At 71.0% G+C, this 19138-nt stretch carries 16 protein-coding genes; 15 read left to right on the plus strand and 1 reads right to left on the minus strand.

What is annotated here, in order from left to right:
• Positions 1-4 precede the first annotated feature (4 nt).
• The 14 genes from rsmH to lpxC all read left to right on the plus strand — a co-directional run bounded on the left by rsmH (position 5) and on the right by lpxC (position 16765).
• Positions 5-982 carry a 16S rRNA (cytosine(1402)-N(4))-methyltransferase RsmH gene (rsmH, locus tag ABKA19_RS05315; RefSeq protein WP_353687976.1) on the plus strand — a complete coding sequence of 326 codons (978 nt, stop codon included), beginning with the start codon at positions 5-7 and terminating at the stop codon, positions 980-982.
• Positions 979-1242 carry a cell division protein FtsL gene (ftsL, locus tag ABKA19_RS05320; protein WP_353687977.1) on the plus strand — a complete coding sequence of 88 codons (264 nt, stop codon included), beginning with the start codon at positions 979-981 and terminating at the stop codon, positions 1240-1242. The genes rsmH and ftsL overlap by 4 nt, the downstream gene beginning before the upstream one ends.
• Entirely contained in the window at positions 1239-3062 is a 1824-nt protein-coding gene (locus ABKA19_RS05325; RefSeq protein ID WP_353687978.1) for a peptidoglycan D,D-transpeptidase FtsI family protein, read from the plus strand. The genes ftsL and ABKA19_RS05325 overlap by 4 nt, the downstream gene beginning before the upstream one ends.
• The gene (locus ABKA19_RS05330) at positions 3059-4579 is read left to right on the plus strand and encodes a UDP-N-acetylmuramoyl-L-alanyl-D-glutamate--2,6-diaminopimelate ligase (RefSeq protein WP_353687979.1); all 1521 of its coding nucleotides are present in this window, start codon (positions 3059-3061) and stop codon (positions 4577-4579) included. The genes ABKA19_RS05325 and ABKA19_RS05330 overlap by 4 nt, the downstream gene beginning before the upstream one ends.
• A complete protein-coding gene (locus ABKA19_RS05335) occupies positions 4576-5997 on the plus strand; it encodes a UDP-N-acetylmuramoyl-tripeptide--D-alanyl-D-alanine ligase (RefSeq protein ID WP_353687980.1) in 1422 nt (473 codons plus the stop codon). Before ABKA19_RS05330 ends, ABKA19_RS05335 begins: the two co-directional genes overlap by 4 nt.
• The gene (gene mraY / locus ABKA19_RS05340) at positions 5987-7072 is read left to right on the plus strand and encodes a phospho-N-acetylmuramoyl-pentapeptide-transferase (RefSeq protein ID WP_353687981.1); all 1086 of its coding nucleotides are present in this window, start codon (positions 5987-5989) and stop codon (positions 7070-7072) included. The genes ABKA19_RS05335 and mraY overlap by 11 nt, the downstream gene beginning before the upstream one ends.
• Positions 7072-8424, plus strand: coding sequence for a putative lipid II flippase FtsW (ftsW, locus tag ABKA19_RS05345; RefSeq protein WP_353687982.1), 1353 nt, complete (start codon positions 7072-7074; stop codon positions 8422-8424). The genes mraY and ftsW overlap by 1 nt, the downstream gene beginning before the upstream one ends.
• A gap of 77 nt (positions 8425-8501) precedes the next feature.
• Positions 8502-9575 carry an undecaprenyldiphospho-muramoylpentapeptide beta-N-acetylglucosaminyltransferase gene (gene murG / locus ABKA19_RS05350; RefSeq protein WP_502945704.1) on the plus strand — a complete coding sequence of 358 codons (1074 nt, stop codon included), beginning with the start codon at positions 8502-8504 and terminating at the stop codon, positions 9573-9575.
• Positions 9572-11011 (plus strand): UDP-N-acetylmuramate--L-alanine ligase, encoded by a 1440-nt coding sequence (gene murC / locus ABKA19_RS05355; protein ID WP_353687984.1) that lies wholly within the window; start codon positions 9572-9574, stop codon positions 11009-11011. Before murG ends, murC begins: the two co-directional genes overlap by 4 nt.
• Positions 11008-11988 (plus strand): D-alanine--D-alanine ligase, encoded by a 981-nt coding sequence (locus ABKA19_RS05360; RefSeq protein ID WP_353687985.1) that lies wholly within the window; start codon positions 11008-11010, stop codon positions 11986-11988. The genes murC and ABKA19_RS05360 overlap by 4 nt, the downstream gene beginning before the upstream one ends.
• Positions 11985-12758 (plus strand): cell division protein FtsQ/DivIB, encoded by a 774-nt coding sequence (locus ABKA19_RS05365; RefSeq protein ID WP_353687986.1) that lies wholly within the window; start codon positions 11985-11987, stop codon positions 12756-12758. The genes ABKA19_RS05360 and ABKA19_RS05365 overlap by 4 nt, the downstream gene beginning before the upstream one ends.
• On the plus strand, positions 12755-13990 hold the full coding sequence (gene ftsA, locus ABKA19_RS05370; RefSeq protein ID WP_162376197.1) for a cell division protein FtsA: 1236 nt from the start codon (positions 12755-12757) through the stop codon (positions 13988-13990). The genes ABKA19_RS05365 and ftsA overlap by 4 nt, the downstream gene beginning before the upstream one ends.
• Before the next feature lie 194 nt (positions 13991-14184).
• Positions 14185-15444 (plus strand): cell division protein FtsZ, encoded by a 1260-nt coding sequence (gene ftsZ / locus ABKA19_RS05375; RefSeq protein WP_353687987.1) that lies wholly within the window; start codon positions 14185-14187, stop codon positions 15442-15444.
• A 409-nt stretch (positions 15445-15853) separates the two neighbouring features.
• Entirely contained in the window at positions 15854-16765 is a 912-nt protein-coding gene (gene lpxC, locus ABKA19_RS05380) for a UDP-3-O-acyl-N-acetylglucosamine deacetylase (protein WP_162376195.1), read from the plus strand.
• 624 nt (positions 16766-17389) lie between these two features.
• Here lpxC and ABKA19_RS05385 read toward each other — a convergent pair.
• Positions 17390-17866, minus strand: a complete 477-nt coding sequence (locus ABKA19_RS05385) for a DciA family protein (protein ID WP_502945705.1) — start codon at positions 17864-17866, stop codon at positions 17390-17392.
• Here ABKA19_RS05385 and ABKA19_RS05390 point away from each other — a divergent pair.
• Positions 17865-18806 (plus strand): M23 family metallopeptidase, encoded by a 942-nt coding sequence (locus ABKA19_RS05390; protein ID WP_353687988.1) that lies wholly within the window; start codon positions 17865-17867, stop codon positions 18804-18806. The two genes, ABKA19_RS05385 and ABKA19_RS05390, sit on opposite strands and share 2 nt — an antisense overlap.
• The last annotated feature ends 332 nt before the right edge of the window (positions 18807-19138 follow it).

Consider the following 19138-nt stretch of genomic DNA (forward strand, 5'->3'; position numbering starts at 1 on the left):
CCGGATGCGCACCACCGCGCAGCCCGGCCACCCCGCGGACCCGTCGGCGCCGGCGGCGCACCTGCCGGTGCTGTACGCGCAGGTCATGGACGGTTTGCGTGTGGTCGAGGACGGACGCTACCTGGACGGCACCTTCGGGCGCGGCGGGCATGCGCGCGGAGTGCTGGAACGACTCGGCCCGGGAGGCCGGCTGCTGCTGATGGACAAGGATCCCGAAGCGATCGCGGAGGCCGGACGGACGTTCGGCGGCGACGCGCGCGTGTCGATCCGCCGCGGCAGCTTCGCTTCGCTCGGCGGCTGGGAGCAGGCGCGCGGGCTCGACGGCGTGCTGTTCGACCTCGGGGTGTCCTCGCCGCAGCTGGACGTGGCCGAGCGTGGCTTCTCGTTCGGCAAGGACGGCCCGCTGGACATGCGCATGGACCCGGAGTCCGGCGAGAGCGCCGCGCAATGGCTGGCCCGCGCCGACGAGCGCGAGATCGCCGACGTACTGTGGACCTACGGCGAGGAGAAGCAGAGCCGCCGCATCGCCCGGGCGATCGTCGCCCGTCGCGCCCAACAGCCGCTGGCACGCACCGCCGAGCTGGCCGAGCTGATCAATTCGGTCGTGCCGCGCGGCAAGGACAAGAGCAACCCGGCCACGCGCAGCTTCCAGGCCATCCGCATCCACATCAACCGCGAACTGGCCGACCTGGAAGCCGGCCTGGACGCGGCGCTGGCGGCGCTGCGCCCGGGCGGCCGCCTGGCGGTGATCAGCTTCCATTCGCTGGAAGACCGCATCGTCAAGCAGTTCATCGCGCGCCACGCCAAGGCGCCGCCGGCCAACCGCCGGTTGCCGGTGGCGCAGGCCTTCGTGCCGGTGCTGGCCGACGTGGGCGGCGGCGCGATCCGCGCCGAGGCCGCCGAGCTGGCGGCCAACCCGCGCGCGCGCAGCGCGGTGCTGCGGGTGGCCGAGAAGCTGCCGCAGGCGGAGGGGCGCGCATGAGCCGCGTCCTGCTAGGCGTGCTGCTGGTCGCCATCGTCGGCAGCGGGATCACGGTGGCGTACGAGCGCTACCGCCACCGCCAACTGTTCGTCGAGCTGACCAAGCGCGAACGCGAGCGCGACGAGCTGAACATCGAATTCGGCCGCCTGCAGCTGGAGCAGGCGACCTGGGCGCAGGCCAACCGCATCGACCAGGTGGCGCGCGAACGGCTGGGGATGAAGTTCCCCGAAGCCGAAGACATCGTGGTGGTGCGGCAATGAACCGCCCCAGCCGCAACCGCAGCAGCTTCAACCTGCGAGGCCGCATGCTGCTGGTCGGCGCCACCTTGGGCCTGTGCTCGGTGGCGCTGGTCGGTCGCGCCGCCTACGTGCAGCTGGTCAACGCCGATTTCTACCAGCGCCAGGGCGAGGCGCGCTTCGTCCGCGAAATCCCGATCCCGACCTCGCGCGGCATGATCACCGACCGCAACGGCGAGCCGCTGGCGGTGTCCACCCCGGTGGAATCGGTGTGGGGCAATCCGCAGGAGCTGATGCGGCACCCGGAACGTCTGCCGGAACTGGCACGCGCGCTGGGCGTGGCCGAGGAAGAGCTGGCCCGCCGCCTGTCCCAGCGCGCGGACAAGGAGTTCGTCTACCTCAAGCGCCGGATCAACCCCGACGAGGCCAAGGCGATCCTCGCCCACAACGTGCCGGGCGTGTTCTCGCAGCGCGAGTTCCGCCGCTTCTACCCCCAGGGCGAGGCAATGGCGCACGTGCTGGGCTTCACCAACATCGACGACCGCGGCCAGGAGGGACTGGAGCTGGCGTTCGACGAGTGGCTGCGCGGCAAGCCCGGCAGCAAGCGCGTGATCCGCGACCGGCACGGCCGCATCGTCGAGAACATCGACCTGGTCCGCGCCGCCGAGCCGGGCAAGGACCTGACCCTGAGCATCGACCGCCGGATCCAGTTCCTGGCCTATCGCGAGCTGCGCAACGCGCTGACCGCGACCAAGGCCAGCAGCGGTTCGGCCGTGGTGCTGGACGTGGCCACCGGCGAGGTGCTGGCCATGGTCAACCTGCCCAGCTACAACCCCAACGCGGTCACCGGCGGCGGCCAGGACACCCATCGCAACCGTGCGGTCACGGACCTGATCGAACCGGGCTCGACGATGAAGCCGATCACGGTTGCCGCGGCGCTCAACGCCGGCCGGGTGACCGCCTCCACACGCTTCGACACCAATCCCGGTTACATGGCGCTCGGCCGCTACACCATCCGCGACCACCACAACTACGGTGTGCTCGACGTCACCGGCATCATCACCAAGAGCTCGAACCTGGGCGCGGTGAAACTGGCCGAGCCGCTGCCGAACCAGTACTTCTACGAATTCATCAAGGGCTTCGGCTACGGCAGCGCGCCCAACAGCGGCTTCCCGGGCGAGGCGGTCGGCTCGCTGCGCGAGCCGGCACGCTGGGATGGACTGACCAAGGCGACCATGGCCTACGGCTACGGCCTGTCGGCGACGCCGTTGCAGATCGCGCAGGCCTATGCCGCGCTGGGCAACCATGGCCGGCTGACCCAGCCGACCTTCGTCAAGGGCCAGATCAACGAGTCGCGCCAGGCGGTCAAGCCGGAAGTTGCCGATCAGGTGCTGCGGATGATGCAGACGGTCACCGAGCCGGGCGGCACCGCGACCCAGGCCGCGATCCTCGGCTACCACGTCGCCGGCAAGACCGGCACCGCCCGCCAGGCTTCGGCCGGCGGCTATGCGCGGCGCTACACCACCACCTTCGCCGGCCTGGTGCCGGCGACCAATCCGCGCTTCGCCACGGTGGTGGTGATCAACGATCCGCAGGCCGGCTCCTACTTCGCTGGCCTGGTGTCGGCGCCGGTGTTCCGCAGCGTGATGGAGGATGCCTTGCGGCTGATGGACGTGCCGCCGGACGACATCGAAACCTGGCTGGCCGCGCAGGCGCGCGGCGAGGCCAAGCGGCAGGCGGCGATCCCGCAGCTGCCGCAGGCGCTGGAGGAATCCGTCGAAGACGACCTGACCATCCCGCCGCCCATGGGCGAGGCGGGGGCCGGCGGCGGGGGCCATCGATGACGCGTTCGATGCCGCTGTCGCGCCTGCTGCCCGACGTCGCGCTGCCGCGCGACATCGACGTTTCCGGCCTGGTGATGGACAGCCGCGAGATCAGGCGCGGCGACGCCTTCGTGGCCATCGCCGGCTTCGGCACCCACGGTCTGGCATTCGCCGCCCAGGCGGCCGAGGCCGGCGCCGCGGCGATCCTGTTCGAGCCGCCGGCACCCGGCGAGTACCCGGCGCCGGCCGGCGCCATCGCCGTGCCCGGGCTGCGCTCGCGGCTGGGCACGATGGGCGACCTGTTCCACGGCCACCCGTCGCACGCGATGACGATGGTCGGCGTCACCGGCACCAACGGCAAGACCTCCACCGTGCAGCTGCTGGCCCAGGCCTGGCACCTGCGCGGCCTGGACAGCGGCAGCATCGGCACCCTGGGAGCCGGCCGCCATGGCCAGGTCCAGCCCACCGGTTTCACCACCCCGCTGGTGCTGCGCATGCATGCGCTGCTCGGCGAACTGCGCGACGCCGGGGTGCAGGCGGTGGCGATGGAAGTGAGCTCGCACGCGCTCGAGCAGGGCCGGGTGGACGGCGTGCACTACGACGTGGCGGTGTTCACCAACCTCACCCGCGACCACCTCGACTACCACGGCGACATGGACAGCTATGGCGCGGCGAAGGCGCGGCTGTTCGCGCGGCCGGGCCTGAAGGCGGCGGTGCTGAACCTGGACGACGCCTTCGGCCGCACCCTGATCCACAGCCTGCCGGCCGACGTGCGCGCCTTCGGGGTCAGTTCCCGGGGCCAGGCTGGCGCGGCGTTGCGCGCCGAGTCGCTGCGCTTCGACAACCGCGGCCTGGCCTTCGACCTGGTCTTCGATGGCGAGGCGCATCCGGTGAGGTCGCCGCTGCTGGGCCGCTTCAACGTCGACAACCTGATGGCCGTCGCCGGCGTGTTGTTCGCGCTGGGCGACGGCCCGGCCACGATCGCCGCGACCCTGTCGCAGCTGCAGCCGGTTGCCGGGCGCATGAACCGGCTCGGCGGCGACGGCGTGCGGCCGCTGGTGGTGGTCGACTACGCGCACACCCCCGACGCGCTGGCCCAGGCGCTGACCAGCCTGCGCCGGCACGCCGCCGCCCGGTTGTTCTGCGTGTTCGGCTGCGGCGGCGAGCGTGATCGCGGCAAGCGCCCGCAGATGGCGCAGATCGCCGAGGCCGAGGCCGACGTGGTGATCGTCACCGACGACAATCCGCGGGGGGAGGACGGCGACGCGATCGTCGCCGACATCGTCGCCGGCTTCACCGCGCCTGGCGCGGTCACCGTGCAGCGCGACCGCGCGCAGGCAATCGCCCTGGCCATCGCCTCGGCCGGCGCGGACGACATCGTCCTGGTCGCCGGCAAGGGCCATGAGCCCTACCAGGAGGTGGCCGGCGTGCGCCATCCGTTCGACGATACCGACGTGGCCCGCCAGGCTCTCGAGGCGCGCGGCTCGGCGCGCACGGATGCACGGTTGCGGCCGCAGGATGCGGAGGGACAGCCATGAACCGCCTTCCGCTCTCGCTGATCGCGCACTGGGCCGGCGGCGAACTGCACGGCGACGACGTCGCGATCGATGCGGTGAGCCATGACACCCGCCAGCTGCGTCCCGGCAGCCTGTACGTGGCCCTGCGCGGCGAACGTTTCGACGGGCACGACTTCGCCGCCGATGCCGCGATGCGCGGGGCGTCGGCGCTGCTCGTCGAGCGCCTGCTGGAACTGGAGCCGCCGTTGCCGCAGGTGCTGGTCGAGGACAGCGAGCGCGCGCTGGCGCGCATCGCCGCCGGCATGCAGCGCGGCCGTCGCGCGCGGGTCGTGGCGATCACGGGCAGCAACGGCAAGACCAGCGTCAAGACGCTGGTGCTGGCGATCCTGCAGCGGGCCGGCGAGGCCTACGCCAACCCGGGCAACCGCAACAACGAGATCGGCCTGCCGCTGGCTGTGATCGACGCGCCCGAGGACGCCGATTTCGCGATCTACGAAATGGGCGCGGGCAAGCCCGGCGACATCGCCTACCTGACCGCGGTTGCGCGTCCGGACGTCGCCCTGGTCAACAACATCGCCGCCGCGCACCTGGAGCGGATGGGCAGCCTGCTCGGCGTGGCCGAGACCAAGGGCGCCATCTACGCGGCGCTTGGCGGCGGCGGCGTGGCGGTGGTCAACGCCGACGACGCCTTCGGCAGCTGGTTCGAGCAACAGGTCATCAGAGCCGGCGACAGCGGCCGGCGGGTCCTGCGCTTTGGCCTGGAGGCCAGCGCCGAGGTCACCGCGCGCGACATCGTGGCCACCGGCCAGGGCAGCCGCTTCGTGCTGGCCACCCCGCAGGGACAGGTCGAAGTGTCGCTGGCGTTGCCGGGCCGCCACAACGTGCGCAACGCGCTGGCCGCCGCCGCGATCGCGTTGGCCTGCGAGGTTCCGCTCGAACACATCGCCGCGGGCCTCGCCGACGCGCAGCCGGTGCCGGGCCGTCAGGTGGCGCACGTGCTGCCTGGCGGGGCCCTGCTGATCGACGACAGCTACAACGCCAACCCCGGCTCGGTGGCGGCGGCCATCGACGCGCTGGCCGCCTCGGGCGATGAAGCCTGGCTGGTGCTGGGCGACATGCGCGAACTGGGGCCGGAGGCCGAGGCCCTGCACGCCGACGCCGGCGCGCGCGCGCGCGACTCCCGCCTGGCCCGGCTCTATGCACTGGGCACGCTTAGCGCCGCCGCCGCCCGCGCCTTCGGCGACGGAGGCCGCCATTTCGATACGCACGAGGCGCTGGCCGCGGCCCTGAACGCCGACCTGCGGGCGCGCATGCCGGTCTCGGCCGCCGGAAGCGCCGGCCATGGGTTGCGCGTGCTGGTGAAGGGGTCGCGCGGAAGCGCGATGGACAGGATCGTGACCGCGCTGCTGGCGCAAGGGGACGCTGCGAATGTTGCTTGAACTGGCGCGCTGGCTGCAGGGACTGGAGAACTTCTTCGGCCTGTTCGCGTACCTGACCTTCCGCGGCATCCTGGCCGCGTTGACCGCGCTGTTCCTCTCGCTGTGGTGGGGGCCGGCGGTGATCCGTCGCCTGGGCCAGCTCAAGGGCGGCCAGCCGATCCGCAAGGACGGGCCGCAGTCGCACTTCTCCAAGGCCGGCACCCCGACCATGGGCGGGGCGATGATCCTGATCACGGTGCTGGCCTCGGTGCTGCTGTGGGGCGACCTGCGCAACAAGTACGTGTGGACCGTGCTGCTGGTGATGCTGGCCTTCGGAGCGATCGGCTGGTACGACGACTGGATCAAGATCGTCAAGCGCGATCCCAACGGCCTGAAGTCGCGCTGGAAGTACCTGCTGCAGTCGATCTTCGGCCTGGCTGCCGGCCTGTACCTGTGGCTGTACGCCGACGTGCCGGCGGCCACCACCTTCTACGTGCCGTTCTTCAAGTCGATCGCGCTGCCGCTGGCCGGCATTGGCTTCGTGGCCATCGCCTACTTCTGGATCGTCGGCTTCTCCAACGCGGTCAACCTGACCGACGGCCTGGACGGGCTGGCGATCATGCCCACCGTGCTGGTGGCCTGCGCACTGGGCGTGTTCGCCTACGCCTCGGGTAATGCCGTCTTCTCCAACTACCTGCAGATCCCGCAGGTGCCGGGCGCAGGCGAGCTGACCATCATCTGCGCGGCCATCGCCGGCGCGGGGCTGGGCTTCCTGTGGTTCAACACCTACCCGGCGATGGTGTTCATGGGCGACATCGGCGCGCTGGCGCTGGGCGCGGTGCTGGGCACCATCGCGGTGATCGTGCGCCAGGAGCTGGTGCTGGTGATCATGGGCGGCATCTTCGTCATCGAGACCCTGTCGGTGATGATCCAGGTGGCCTCGTTCAAGCTCACCGGCAAGCGCGTGTTCCGGATGGCGCCGATCCACCACCACTTCGAACTGAAGGGCTGGCCCGAGCCGCGCGTGATCGTCCGCTTCTGGATCATCTCGGTGGTCCTGGTCCTCGTCGGCCTGGCCACGTTGAAGGTGCGCTGATGAACGACCTCTCGCGCCAGGCGACCCGGTTGGAGGCCATCGGCGGCCGCTTCGACCCGTGGCTGACCGGCGCGGCGCTGGCGCTCGCCTGCCTGGGCGTGGTCATGGTCGGCTCGGCCTCGGTGGCGATCGGCGAGAACCTGGGCGTGGGGCCGTTCCATTACCTGGTGCGGCACGTGCTGTTCCTCGGCGTCGGCATCGCGCTGGCGGCAGTGGCCATGCGCACCGAACTGAAGACGGTGGAAAAGTACAACCAGCTGCTGCTGCTGGGCTGCTTCGTCCTGCTGCTGCTGCCCTGGCTGCCGGGGCTGGGCGTGAGCGTCAATGGCGCGCGGCGCTGGATCGAGCTGGGCATCTCCCGCTTCCAGGTGGTCGAGGCGGTGAAGGTGATCTACATCGTCTGGCTGGCCAGCTACCTGGTCCGCTTCCGCGACGACGTCACCGCGACCTGGGCGGCGATGCTCAAGCCGTTGGGCGTGGCCGTGCTGCTGGTGGGCATGCTGCTGGCCCAGCCCGACTTCGGCTCGGCCACGCTGCTGCTGGCGATCACCGCCGGCATGCTGGTGCTGGGCGGGGTCAACCTGCCGCGGATGTCGCTGCCGATCGTGATCGGGTTGCCGGCGCTGGCGGCGCTGGCCATCTTCGAGCCGTACCGCATGCGCCGGATCACCTCGTTCCTGGACCCGTGGGCCGACCAGCTCGGCTCGGGCTACCAGCTCAGCAACGCACTGATGGCTGTCGGCCGCGGCGAATGGTTCGGCGTCGGCCTGGGTGCATCGGTGCAGAAGCTCAACTACCTGCCCGAGGCGCATACCGACTTCATCTTTTCGGTCATCGCCGAGGAGCTGGGCTTCGCCGGCGTTTGCGTGGTGGTCGCCCTGTACGCCCTGCTGGTCGGCCGCGCGCTGTACCTGGGGCTGAAGTGCGTGGAGATGCGGCGCCACTTCGCCGGCTACATCGCCTTCGGCATCGCGCTGTGGATCGGCATGCAGAGCTTCGTTTCCATCGGCGTGAACCTGGGCATGCTGCCGACCAAGGGCCTGACCCTGCCGCTGGTCTCGTCTGGCGGTTCGAGCGTGATGATGACCTGCGTGGCCATCGGCCTGCTGCTGCGCGTGTCCTACGAACTGGATCGTGCCGAGCGCCAGCGCGCGGTGCGCCAGGAAGGTTCGCCGCAGGCGACGGCCGGTGGCGACGCGCCGGCCGAAGCGCCGGCGCGCGCATTCCCGTCGCCCGGGCGCGCGGCATCGGCATCGTCCCCGGCGCCCGCGGCGGCCGCGCATCCGGCCGCCGCTGCGCTGCGCGGACGCGGCACTTCGCGCGTCGAGCCGACCCTCGGGGGGTTCGCATGAGCGGCATTCATGCGAGTCCCTTGCAGAAGCCCGCACATCCGTGTGCGGGCAATCAACAGGATCGGCCGGTCGTGGTGATGGCCGGCGGCACCGGTGGCCACATCTTCCCGGCGCTGGCGGTGGCGCAGGTGCTGCGCGAGCGCGGCGTGCCGGTGGTATGGCTGGGGGCGACCGGCGCGATGGAAACGCGGCTGGTGCCGCAGCACGGGATCGAGATCGACACGCTGCCGGTGGCCGGCGTGCGCGGCAAGGGCAAGCTGACCCTGCTGGCCGCGCCGTTCCGCCTGCTCAAGGCGGTCAACGCCGCGCGCGCGGTGCTGCGCCGGCGCCGTCCGCGCGCGGTGATCGGGTTCGGCGGCTTCGCCTCCGGTCCCGGCGGGCTGGCCGCCTGGATGTCGGGGTTGCCGTTGCTCGTGCATGAGCAGAACCGCGCGCCGGGCATGACCAACCGGGTACTGTACCGGCTGGCGCGGCGCACGCTCAGCGGGTTCCCCGGCAGCTTCGCCAGGGAAGAAGTCGCCGGCAACCCGGTGCGCGCCCAGATCGCGGCCATCGCGCCGCCCGAGCAGCGCCTGGCCGGCCGCGAAGGCGCGTTGCGCCTGCTCGTGCTGGGCGGCAGCCAGGGCGCCCGCGCCCTCAACGAGGCTGTGCCGGTGGCGCTGGCCAAGCTGGGTGGGGCGGCCGTCGAGGTGCGCCACCAGTGCGGCGAGAAGCTGCGCGCCGAGGCCGAGCGCGCCTACGCCGACGCCGGCGTGCAGGCGCGCGTGGAAGCCTTCATCGACGACATGGCCGCCGCCTACGCATGGGCCGACCTGGTGGTGTGCCGCGCCGGCGCTTCGACCCTGGCGGAACTGTGCGCCGTGGGGATCGGCAGCGTGCTGGTGCCGTTCGCCGCCGCGGTCGACGACCACCAGACCCGAAACGCCGAGTACCTGGTCGACAACGGCGCCGCGCTGCTGCTCAGGCAGGACGCGCAGCTGGCCGCCAACCTGCAGCCGCTGCTGCGCGACCTGCTCGCCGATCCGGCCCGGCGCCTGGCGATGGCGCGCGCGGCGCGCGCGCTGGCCCGGCCCGATGCCGCCGCGCGCATCGCCGACGTGGTCCTCGAAGAATCGCTTCCGTCCGACAAGTCTCCTGGAGTTTCCGCATGATCCGCCGCCTGCACGACACCGACGACCTGGTGCGCGCCTTCCCTCGCGTGCATTTCGTCGGCATCGGCGGCACCGGCATGAGCGGCATCGCCGAGGTGATGCTGACGCTCGGCTACGAGGTGTCCGGCTCCGACACCGCCGACAACGCCGCCACCCGCCGCCTGGCGCGGCTGGGGGCGCGTGTGATCCGCGGCCATTCGGCGGCCAACGTCCTCGGTACCGACTGTGTGGTGGTCTCCAGCGCGATCCGCGAGGACAACCCGGAGCTGATGGAGGCGCGCAGCCAGCGCATCCCGATCGTGCCGCGCGCGGCGATGCTGGCCGAGCTGATGCGCTTCCGCCGCGGCATCGCCGTCGCCGGCACGCACGGCAAGACCACCACCACCAGCCTGACCGCGGCGGTGCTCAGCGAAGGCGGGCTGGATCCGACGTTCGTGATCGGCGGCCAGCTGCTGGCCGCCGGCGCCAACGCCAAGCTCGGCGGCGGGCAATGGCTGGTCGCCGAGGCCGACGAGAGCGATGGCAGCTTCCTACGCCTGAACCCGCTGATCGCGGTCATCACCAACATCGACGCCGACCACCTGGAGAACTACGGCGGCGACTTCGCCCGCCTGCAGTCGGCGTTCGCCGAGTTCCTGCAGCGACTGCCGTTCTACGGCCTGGCCGTGCTGTGCATCGACGACCCGGAAGTCGCCGCCCTGGCCGCGCACACGCCGCGCCACGTGATGACCTACGGCACCGCCGAGAACGCCGACGTGCGCGCGGACGACATCCTCCAGGACGGCCCGCGCATGCGCTTCACCCTGCGCCTGCCGGAAGGCGCGACCGTGCCGGTGACCCTGGCCCTGCCGGGCCGGCACAACGTGCTCAACGCACTGGCCGCCGCCGCCGTGGCCTGGCAGCTGGGCGTGTCGCCGGCCAACATCGCCGCGGCGCTGGAGAAGTTCGCCGGCATCGGCCGGCGCTTCAACGACCTGGGCGAGGTCGCCACCGCCACCGGCGCCAAGGTGCGCGTGGTCGACGACTACGGCCACCATCCCAAGGAGCTGGCAGCGGTCTTCGCGGCCGCGCGCGGCGGCTGGCCCGAGCGGCGCCTGGTGGTGGCGTTCCAGCCGCACCGCTACTCGCGCACCCGCGACCAGTTCGATGCGTTCGCGGCGGTGCTGTCCGAGGCCGATGCGCTGGTCCTGAGCGAGGTCTACCCCGCGGGCGAGGCGCCGATCCCGGGCGCCGATGCGCGCGCCCTGGCGCGCGCCATCCGCGCGCGCGGGCGCAGCGAGCCGGTCGTGGTGGGGCAGGTCGCCGACCTGGTCCACGTGCTGCCCGACGTGCTGCACGACGGCGACCTGCTGCTGATGATGGGCGCCGGCGACATCGGCTACATCGCCCACCGGATCGCCACCGACGGCTTCGCCGGCAGCGGGGAGCAGGCATGAGCATGGCTGCGTTCCCGCCGCCGCGATTCACCGATCCGACCGTGTTCGGCCGGGTGGCCGTGCTCATGGGCGGCACCAGCTCCGAGCGCGAGGTCTCGCTGGATTCGGGCCGCAACGTGCTCGAGGCGCTGCGCGCGCACGGCGTCGACGCGCATGCGGTCGATGGCATCCCGGCACTGGCGGAGGCCCTGCTGGCGAAGAAGTTCGACCGGGTCTTCAATATCCTCCACGGCCAGCGCGGCGGCGGCGAGGATGGCGTCGTGCAGGGCCTGATGGAGGCCCTGGGCGTGCCCTACACCGGCTCGGGCGTGCTCGGCTCGGCGCTGGCGATGGACAAGATCCGGACCAAGCAGGTGTGGCTGTCGCTGGGACTGCCGACGCCACGCTACGCGCGCCTGGCGCGCGGCGGTGGCGTGCAGGCAGCCGCCCGCGAGCTGGGGCTGCCGGTGATCGTCAAGCCATCGTCGGAAGGATCGAGCGTCGGCGTGTCGCGCGTGCTGGCCGATCCGGACCTGGGCGCCGCGGTCGAACTGGCCGCGCGCTATCCCGGCGAACTGCTGATGGAACAGATGGTGATCGGCGACGAGCTCACCGTCGGCATCCTCGGCGACAAGGCGCTGCCGTCGATCCGGATCGTGCCCAAGGGCCAGTGGTACGACTACCACGCCAAGTACGTGGCCGAGGACACCCAGTACCTGTGCCCGGGCCTGGACGAGGCCGGCGAAGCGGAGATCGGCGCGCTCGCGCTGGCCGCGTTCCGCGCCGCCGGCTGCAGCGGCTGGGGCCGGGTGGACGTCATGCGCGATCGCGACAGCGGCGCGCTGTACCTGCTCGAGGTGAACACCGCGCCGGGCATGACCAGCCATTCGCTGGTCCCCAAGGCCGCGCAACAGGTCGGCATCGGCTTCGAAGAACTTTGCTGGCGGATCCTGGAACAGGCCGTGGCCGACGATCCGGCCGGAGGTGCAGCCGGGTGAACGCGTTGCTGCGCATCCTGGCCTGGCTCCTGGCAGTGGCGCTGGTCGCGCTGCCGGTGGTGGCCGTGCTCAACGGCTGGGTCGGCGCCGAGCGCTGGCCGCTGTCGCGCCTGCGCGTGACCGGCCAGTTCGAGCGGGTCCAGGCCGAACAGCTGCGCGCGGCAGTGGCGCCGTATGCCAGCCGCGGCTACTTCGCCGCCGACCTCGACGCGGCGCAGAAGGCGGTCGAGCGGCTGCCGTGGGTCGAGCGTGCGCAGGTACGCAAGGCCTGGCCGGACGTGCTGGAAATCCAGGTAGTCGAACACGTGCCCTTCGCGTTCTGGGGCGAGGACCGGCTCCTGTCCGAGCGCGGGCAGCTGTTCCCGCTGCCGAAGGACCTGGCCGCCGGCCGCATGCCGCACCTCGCGGGCCCGGATGCCCGCGCCGCCGAGGTGGTCGGCCTCTACAACGAGGCGGGGGCGCTGTTCGCACCGCTCGGCTACGGCATCGCGCGGTTGGGCGTGGATGCGCGTGGAAGCTGGTCGTTGACCCTGGACAACGGCATCGAGGTGGTGGTCGGGCGCGACGATGCGCGCGCGCGCCTGCAACGCTTCGCCCGCGTGCTGCCGCAGCTGCTGGCGCAGCAGGCGCGCACCATCGAGCGCGCGGACCTGCGCTACACCAACGGCTTCACCCTGGCCTGGGGCACGCCCGCCAAGGCCGCGACTTCCCCTTCCCCGGCGCTGAACCGCGCCGCGTATACGCAATCACAGCAGGCGAGCAGTACATGAACCGCAAAGGCGACAAGTCCCTCATCGTTGGGCTCGACATCGGCACCTCCAAGGTCGTGGCGCTGGTGGGCGAGTACTCGCCGGGCAACCCGATCGAGGTGATCGGGATCGGCTCGCACGAGTCGCGCGGGCTCAAGCGCGGCGTGGTGGTGGACATCGAGTCGACCGTGCAGTCGATCCAGCGCGCGGTGGAGGAGGCCGAACTGATGGCCGGCTGCGAGATCCGTTCGGTCTACGCTTCCATCTCCGGCAACCACGTCCAGTGCAAGAACTCGCCGGGCATCGTCCCGATCCGCGACGGCGAGGTGACCTGGGCCGACCTGGACCGGGTGCTGGACGCGGCCAAGGCGGTGGCGATCCCGGCCGACCAGCGCATCCTGCACGCGATCCCGCGCGAGTACGTGCTCGACGACTCGCAGGAAGGCATCCGCAACCCGGTCGGCATGACCGGCGTGCGCCTGGAGGTGCACGCCCACCTCGTCACCTGCGCGCAGTCGGCGGCGCAGAACATCACCAAGTGCGTGCAGCGCTGCGGCCTGCAGGTCGACGACCTGATCCTGTCCTCGCTGGCCTCGAGCGTCGCGGTGCTCACCGCCGACGAGCGCGAGCTGGGCGTGGTCCTGGTCGACATGGGCGCGGGCACCACCGACATCGCGGTGTTCATCCAGGGCGCGATCTGCCACACGGCATCGCTGCCGATCGCCGGCGACCACGTCACCAACGACATCGCGCACATGCTGCGCACCCCCACGCCCGAGGCCGAGCAGATCAAGGTGCGCTACGCCTGCGCGCTGGCGCAGCTGGCCACCGCCGAGGAGAGCATCCAGGTGCCGTCGGTCGGCGACCGGCCGCCGCGTCGGATGCCGCGCGCCTCGCTGGCGCAGGCGGTGCAGGGCCGCTACGAGGAGATCTTCGAGATGGTCCAGGCCGAGTTGCGCCGCTCCGGGTTCGAGGAGCTGGTGCGCGCGGGCATGGTCCTGACCGGCGGCGCCTCGAAGATGGAAGGGGTGATCGAGCTGGCCGAGGAAATGCTGCACATGCCGGTGCGCATCGGCATCCCGCAGCACGTCAGCGGCCTGGGCGAGGTGGTCGGCAACCCGGTGCACGCCACCGGCGTCGGCCTGCTGCTGATGGGCAGCCAGATCGAGCATCCGCGCCGGCCTTCGCTGCCCAGCGGCCGCGCCGGCAACTTTTTCAAGAAGCTGCGCAACTGGTACCGGGGCGAGTTCTGAGCGCGCCCCACTGAACAGGACGGTCGTCGACGGCGGGGCCGGCGGCGGCAGGCGGGAAAGGCGGACGAGGCGGCGGACGAGTGTTGGAGGCGGCACAGAGGCGGGCGAACCCGCGGGACGAAAGGCGACAAGGCAGTACCCGACAAGAACGCCGGAGCACAGAAAGCCGGCACTTAATAACGAGGACAACGGACATGGCACATTTCGAACTGATCGAGAAGATGGCTCCGAACGCGGTGATCAAGGTCATCGGCGTGGGCGGCGGCGGCGGCAATGCCGTGGCGCACATGGTCAACAGCAGCGTCGACGGCGTGGAATTCATCACCGCCAACACCGACTCGCAGGCGATCAAGAACTGCGGCGCGAAGATGCAGCTGCAGCTCGGCGGCAACGTCACCAAGGGCCTGGGCGCGGGCGCCAACCCGGAAGTCGGCCGCCAGGCCGCGCTGGAGGACCGCGAGCAGATCATCGCCGCGCTCGATGGCGCGGACATGGTGTTCATCACTGCCGGCATGGGCGGCGGCACCGGCACCGGCGCCGCGCCGGTGGTGGCCCAGCTGGCCAAGGAGATGGGCATCCTGACCGTGGCCGTGGTCACCAAGCCGTTCCCGTTCGAGGGCCGCCGCCGCATGCAGGTCGCGCTCAAGGGCATCGAGGAACTGTCGACCCATTGCGACTCGCTGATCACGATCCCCAACGAGAAGCTGATTACGGTCCTGGGCCGGAACGCGACCATGGTGCAGGCGTTCCGCGCCGCCAACGACGTGCTGCAGGGCGCGGTGCAGGGCATCGCCGACCTGATCGTGCGCCCGGGCCTGATCAACGTCGACTTCGCCGACGTACGCACCGTCATGTCCGAGATGGGCCTGGCGATGATGGGCACCGGCACCGCGCGCGGCGACGACCGTGCCCAGGCCGCGGCCGAGTCGGCGATCCAGAACCCGCTGCTGGACGACGTCAACCTGGCCGGCGCCAACGGCATCCTGGTCAACATCACCGCCGGCCCCGACTTCACCATGGCCGAGTTCGACGAGATCGGCCGCACCGTCGAGGGCTTCGCCTCCGAGGACGCGACCGTGGTGGTCGGCACCGTGCTCGACCCGGACATGCAGGACGAGGTGCGCGTGACCGTCGTGGCCACCGGCCTCAACCGCGCAGTGGCCCGCCAGCCGGTGCGCGGCAGCGAGCGCGAGTTCGGCGGCGGCCGCGCCGACTTCAGCGCGCGCGAGCCGATGCGCGCGCCGGTGCGGCTGGTCCGCGACGCCACCACCGGCCTGCCGATCGACGACGGCTTCGCCGCCGATCCGATCGCCACGGCGACCGGTGGCCTCGGCCTGCGCCGCGGCGGTCCGGCGAATGCGCCGGCCGCGCCGTCGTCGCCGGCCCCGGCGGCGGCCGACCTGCCGAGCGACTACCTGGATATCCCGGCGTTCCTGCGCCGCCAGGCGGACTGACCGGACGCCGGCCGCGAGGCCGGCCCGTGGACATTGACGTGATGTGTCGCCGCCGGCGCTCGCCGGCCTGCGGCGAAGCAAGACCCGGAGCGCGCCCGCCATGGCGCGCTGCAGTCCCGGTGTCCGTGGTCCCTTGCTGCCGGGCCGGCCAGGCCCGGCAGGTTTTCATGCCCGATCCGCGCGTGCCGTCTTGGGTAGGAGCCCATCTTCATGGGCGACCCGAGGCGCCTGGATTACCGGTGCCATCGCCCGGCCCGTGCCCACGGGTCGCCGATGAATCGGCTCCTACGGGAAGCGCGTCATGCGGTCCCGGGCGTGCCTGGCAGTCCGTTAAGATTCAGCTAAACGCGTGATATTCTCAGGCACTTCACGCGACACCCCATACGGATATCCCGTCGCAGGTGACCCCATGACCCGGCAGCGCACCCTCAAGAACACGATCCGCGCCACCGGCGTGGGCCTGCACAGCGGCAACAAGGTCTACATGACCCTGCGCCCGGCCCCGGTCGACCACGGCATCGTGTTCCGGCGCACCGACCTGGAGCCGGTGGTGGAAGTGCCCGCGGCCGCCGGCCTGGTCACCGAGACCACCCTGTGCACCGGGCTGACCTGCGGCGAAGCCAAGATCCAGACCGTCGAGCACCTGATGTCCGCCGCCGCCGGCCTGGGCGTGGACAACATGATCGTGGAGCTGTCCTCGGCCGAGCTGCCGATCATGGACGGCTCGTCCGGTCCGTTCGTGTTCCTGCTGCAGTCGGCCGGCATCGCCGAGCAGGACGCGCCCAAGCGCTTCATCCGCATCCTCAAGGACGTGGAAGTGCGCGACGGCGACAAGGTCGCCCGCTTCAGCCCGTTCGACGGTTACCGGCTGGATTTCACCATCCAGTTCGACCATCCGATGATCCCGGCCAGGCAATCGCGCCACACCCTGGAGTTCTCCACCGCGTCCTACATCCAGGAGATCTCGCGCGCGCGCACCTTCGGCTTCATGCGCGACCTGGAGTACATGCGCGAGCTCAACCTCGGCCTCGGCGGCTCGATGGACAACGCGATCGTGCTGGACGAATTCCGCGTGCTCAACGAGGACGGCCTGCGCTACGCCGACGAGTTCGTGCGCCACAAGATCCTCGATGCGATCGGCGACCTGTACCTGGTCGGCGGTCCGATCCTGGGCGCCTACGAGGGCTACAAGTCCGGCCACGCGCTCAACAACAAGCTCGCCCGCGCCCTGCTGGCCGACGCCAGCGCGTGGGAAAAGGTGAGCTTCGAAGACGTCGCCGCCCCGGCGCCGCTCGCCTACGGCATGCCCGCGCTGGCCTGACCGCTCCCGGCGCGCGCCAACCCGCCGTTGTAGGAGCCGATCCTCATCGGCGACCCGATGCCGCGTCGACACAGGCGACGCCCTCACTTCTCCGACGCCCGTGTCGCCCATGAAGATGGGCTCCTACAAGGGTCTACGCCGCTGCCTGTAGGAGCCGATCCTCATCGGCGACCCGATGCCGCGTCGACACAGGCGACGCCCTTACTCCTCCGACGCCCGTGTCGCCCATGAAGATGGGCTCCTACAAGGGTCTACGCCGCTGCCTGTAGGAGCCGATCCTCATCGGCGACCCGATGCCGCGTCGACACAGGCGACGCCCTTACTCCTCCGACGCCCGTGTCGCCCATGAAGATGGGCTCCTACAGGGGAGCATTGTCGGCTGCCGATTCACCATGGACCGGCTTCACTGGATCGTCCAGGCGATGCCTCCAAACCTGAACAGGGCATTCAGTCCGGAGAACGTTTTCAGCGCTTCAGGGACTTTCATGAAGCGTGAACCCCATCCGCGATCCGTATTCCGCGTAACGAATCTTTAATGATTCGCTAACGACGTGAGGGGGATGTGACGATAGGATGCCCCGCGGGTTGTCCTCCAACGGCGAAACACTACGTTGCAGGACCGGTTCAAGACCCCGGGGCTGGAGTCCCGGAATCCGGGGAGTCCGATGGATCGGATTCCCGCAGGGATGCCAATGCGTCGCCGACGGCTTGCCGGGCGGTCGCTGAAACCAGGGGGGGCGTTGCACTGGCCGGTCGCGGCGGATGCAACGGGCCGGTAGTCGTTTTACAGATGACTGCGGTGGGGTTCAGCCCGACGGAGCGGGCCGCATCGAGGAGTTCGGCCTCTGCCAGGCGCACCCGCGCCCGCCAGACCGGGGAATCGGTGACAAAAACGAGTTGTCCGCCGGAAACGTTGGCCAGCCTGCAATGGCCGGCCAGCCCGGGGGGCAGCAGGGGACGCAACTGCTGGTCCAGCGCATCGAGCCAGAGGGCTCGGCGCAAGGTGGCGCCAGTTTCATCCGCCAACGCCGCTTCGGCTGCGGGACGCGGGACGGCCGCCGTGCGGGCGTTGGGCTTCAAATCAGGCATACCCGAAAGCATGAGCTATAAATTCATCGTAAGAAACCCGCGTGGTAACCACGCCAATGGACTGGTCGAGCGCCTGCAGGCGCTGGCCACCCGGCGACCCGCCGCCGCCCTGGCCGCGGTGCTCGGTACCGGCGTCGTCCTGGGCACCGGCGTCGGCGTGGCGATCGGCGTCGCCAGCGCCCAGCACACCGAAGCGCGCCTGGCCGACCAGCAGCGCGAGCTCGAGCAGGTCAAGCGCCAGTCGCAGCAGGAAATCAACGCACTGGCCGCGCGCCTGGGCGAATTGCAGGCCCAGGCCAACCGCCTCAACGCGCTCGGTGAGCGCCTGACCGAAGCGGGCCAGCTCGAAGACGGCGAGTTCGACTTCCAGGGCACGCCCGGCCAGGGTGGCGCCGGCATCGCCCGCGACATGCCGCGCGACGAACTGGTCGCCGGCCTGGACGAGGTGCAGCAGCAGTTCGAGACCTCCGGCCGCCAGCTGGGCGTGATGGAGTCGCTGCTGTTCGACCGCCAGCTCGAGAACAACACCCTGCCGGTGCGTTCGCCGGTCCGCCGCAGCTACATCACCTCCAGTTTCGGCAACCGCGCCGACCCGTTCGGTCGCGGCCGCCAGTTCCACAAGGGCATCGACTTCGACGCCAATGTCGGCGACGCGGTCATGTCGGTGGCCGACGGCGTGGTCAGCTTCGCCGGGTCGCGCAGCGGCTACGGCATGACGATCGAGGTCGACCACGGCAACGGCTACGTCACCCGCTACGCGCACAACTCGCGCCTGACCGTGAAGGCCGGCGACCTGGTCCGCGCCGGCGAACAGGTGGCCAAGGCCGGCTCGACCGGACGCTCCACCGGCGCCCACGTCCACTTCGAGGTGTGGGAGAACGGCCGCGTGGTCAATCCGCGCAAGTTCCTCGGCGACGGCCGCGCGCCGGTCGCCAAGCGCGGACGCGGCTGAGCCACGCTGGCCCACGCTGCCGGGATTCGCAGGCCCGCCCCCGCAAAGGGGCGGGCCTGCGCGCTTCTGTAGGAGCCGATCCTTGTCGGGACCCGAGGTGGTCGGCACAGGCGACGGCTCTATGACTCCCGACGCCCCCGTCGCCCATGAGGATGGGCTCCTACAAGGGCGTGGTCGCGCCCATCCCCGGGGCGGGGCGTGGCCGATGGCAGGCGTCTTGAGATCGTCGCCACGCGCCCCAAGCTACAATGGCATGTTGCCCCGGACAGGGCCGGTTGCGCGCTGTCCGCAGGATCCGACGCACCGCGCCGGACCCGGGCGTTCATTCCCAA

Source organism: Pseudoxanthomonas sp. Soil82 (genome assembly GCF_040446535.1).
GTDB lineage: Bacteria > Pseudomonadota > Gammaproteobacteria > Xanthomonadales > Xanthomonadaceae > Pseudoxanthomonas > Pseudoxanthomonas kaohsiungensis.

Excerpts from the sequence above, each read along its gene's own strand:
- ABKA19_RS05325 (WP_353687978.1), top strand. The coding sequence starts at position 1,239 with ATGAACCGCCCCAGCCGCAACCGCAGCAGCTTCAACCTGCGAGGCCGC.
- ABKA19_RS05385 (WP_502945705.1), bottom strand. The coding sequence starts at position 17,866 with ATGCTTTCGGGTATGCCTGATTTGAAGCCCAACGCCCGCACGGCGGCC.
- ftsW (WP_353687982.1), top strand. The coding sequence starts at position 7,072 with ATGAACGACCTCTCGCGCCAGGCGACCCGGTTGGAGGCCATCGGCGGC.
- ABKA19_RS05330 (WP_353687979.1), top strand. The coding sequence starts at position 3,059 with ATGACGCGTTCGATGCCGCTGTCGCGCCTGCTGCCCGACGTCGCGCTG.
- rsmH (WP_353687976.1), top strand. The coding sequence starts at position 5 with ATGCGCACCACCGCGCAGCCCGGCCACCCCGCGGACCCGTCGGCGCCG.
- ABKA19_RS05390 (WP_353687988.1), top strand. The coding sequence starts at position 17,865 with ATGAGCTATAAATTCATCGTAAGAAACCCGCGTGGTAACCACGCCAAT.
- murC (WP_353687984.1), top strand. The coding sequence starts at position 9,572 with ATGATCCGCCGCCTGCACGACACCGACGACCTGGTGCGCGCCTTCCCT.
- ftsZ (WP_353687987.1), top strand. The coding sequence starts at position 14,185 with ATGGCACATTTCGAACTGATCGAGAAGATGGCTCCGAACGCGGTGATC.
- ABKA19_RS05335 (WP_353687980.1), top strand. The coding sequence starts at position 4,576 with ATGAACCGCCTTCCGCTCTCGCTGATCGCGCACTGGGCCGGCGGCGAA.
- ABKA19_RS05360 (WP_353687985.1), top strand. The coding sequence starts at position 11,008 with ATGAGCATGGCTGCGTTCCCGCCGCCGCGATTCACCGATCCGACCGTG.
- murG (WP_502945704.1), top strand. The coding sequence starts at position 8,502 with ATGGCCGGCGGCACCGGTGGCCACATCTTCCCGGCGCTGGCGGTGGCG.
- ftsA (WP_162376197.1), top strand. The coding sequence starts at position 12,755 with ATGAACCGCAAAGGCGACAAGTCCCTCATCGTTGGGCTCGACATCGGC.
- ftsL (WP_353687977.1), top strand. The coding sequence starts at position 979 with ATGAGCCGCGTCCTGCTAGGCGTGCTGCTGGTCGCCATCGTCGGCAGC.
- mraY (WP_353687981.1), top strand. The coding sequence starts at position 5,987 with ATGTTGCTTGAACTGGCGCGCTGGCTGCAGGGACTGGAGAACTTCTTC.
- lpxC (WP_162376195.1), top strand. The coding sequence starts at position 15,854 with ATGACCCGGCAGCGCACCCTCAAGAACACGATCCGCGCCACCGGCGTG.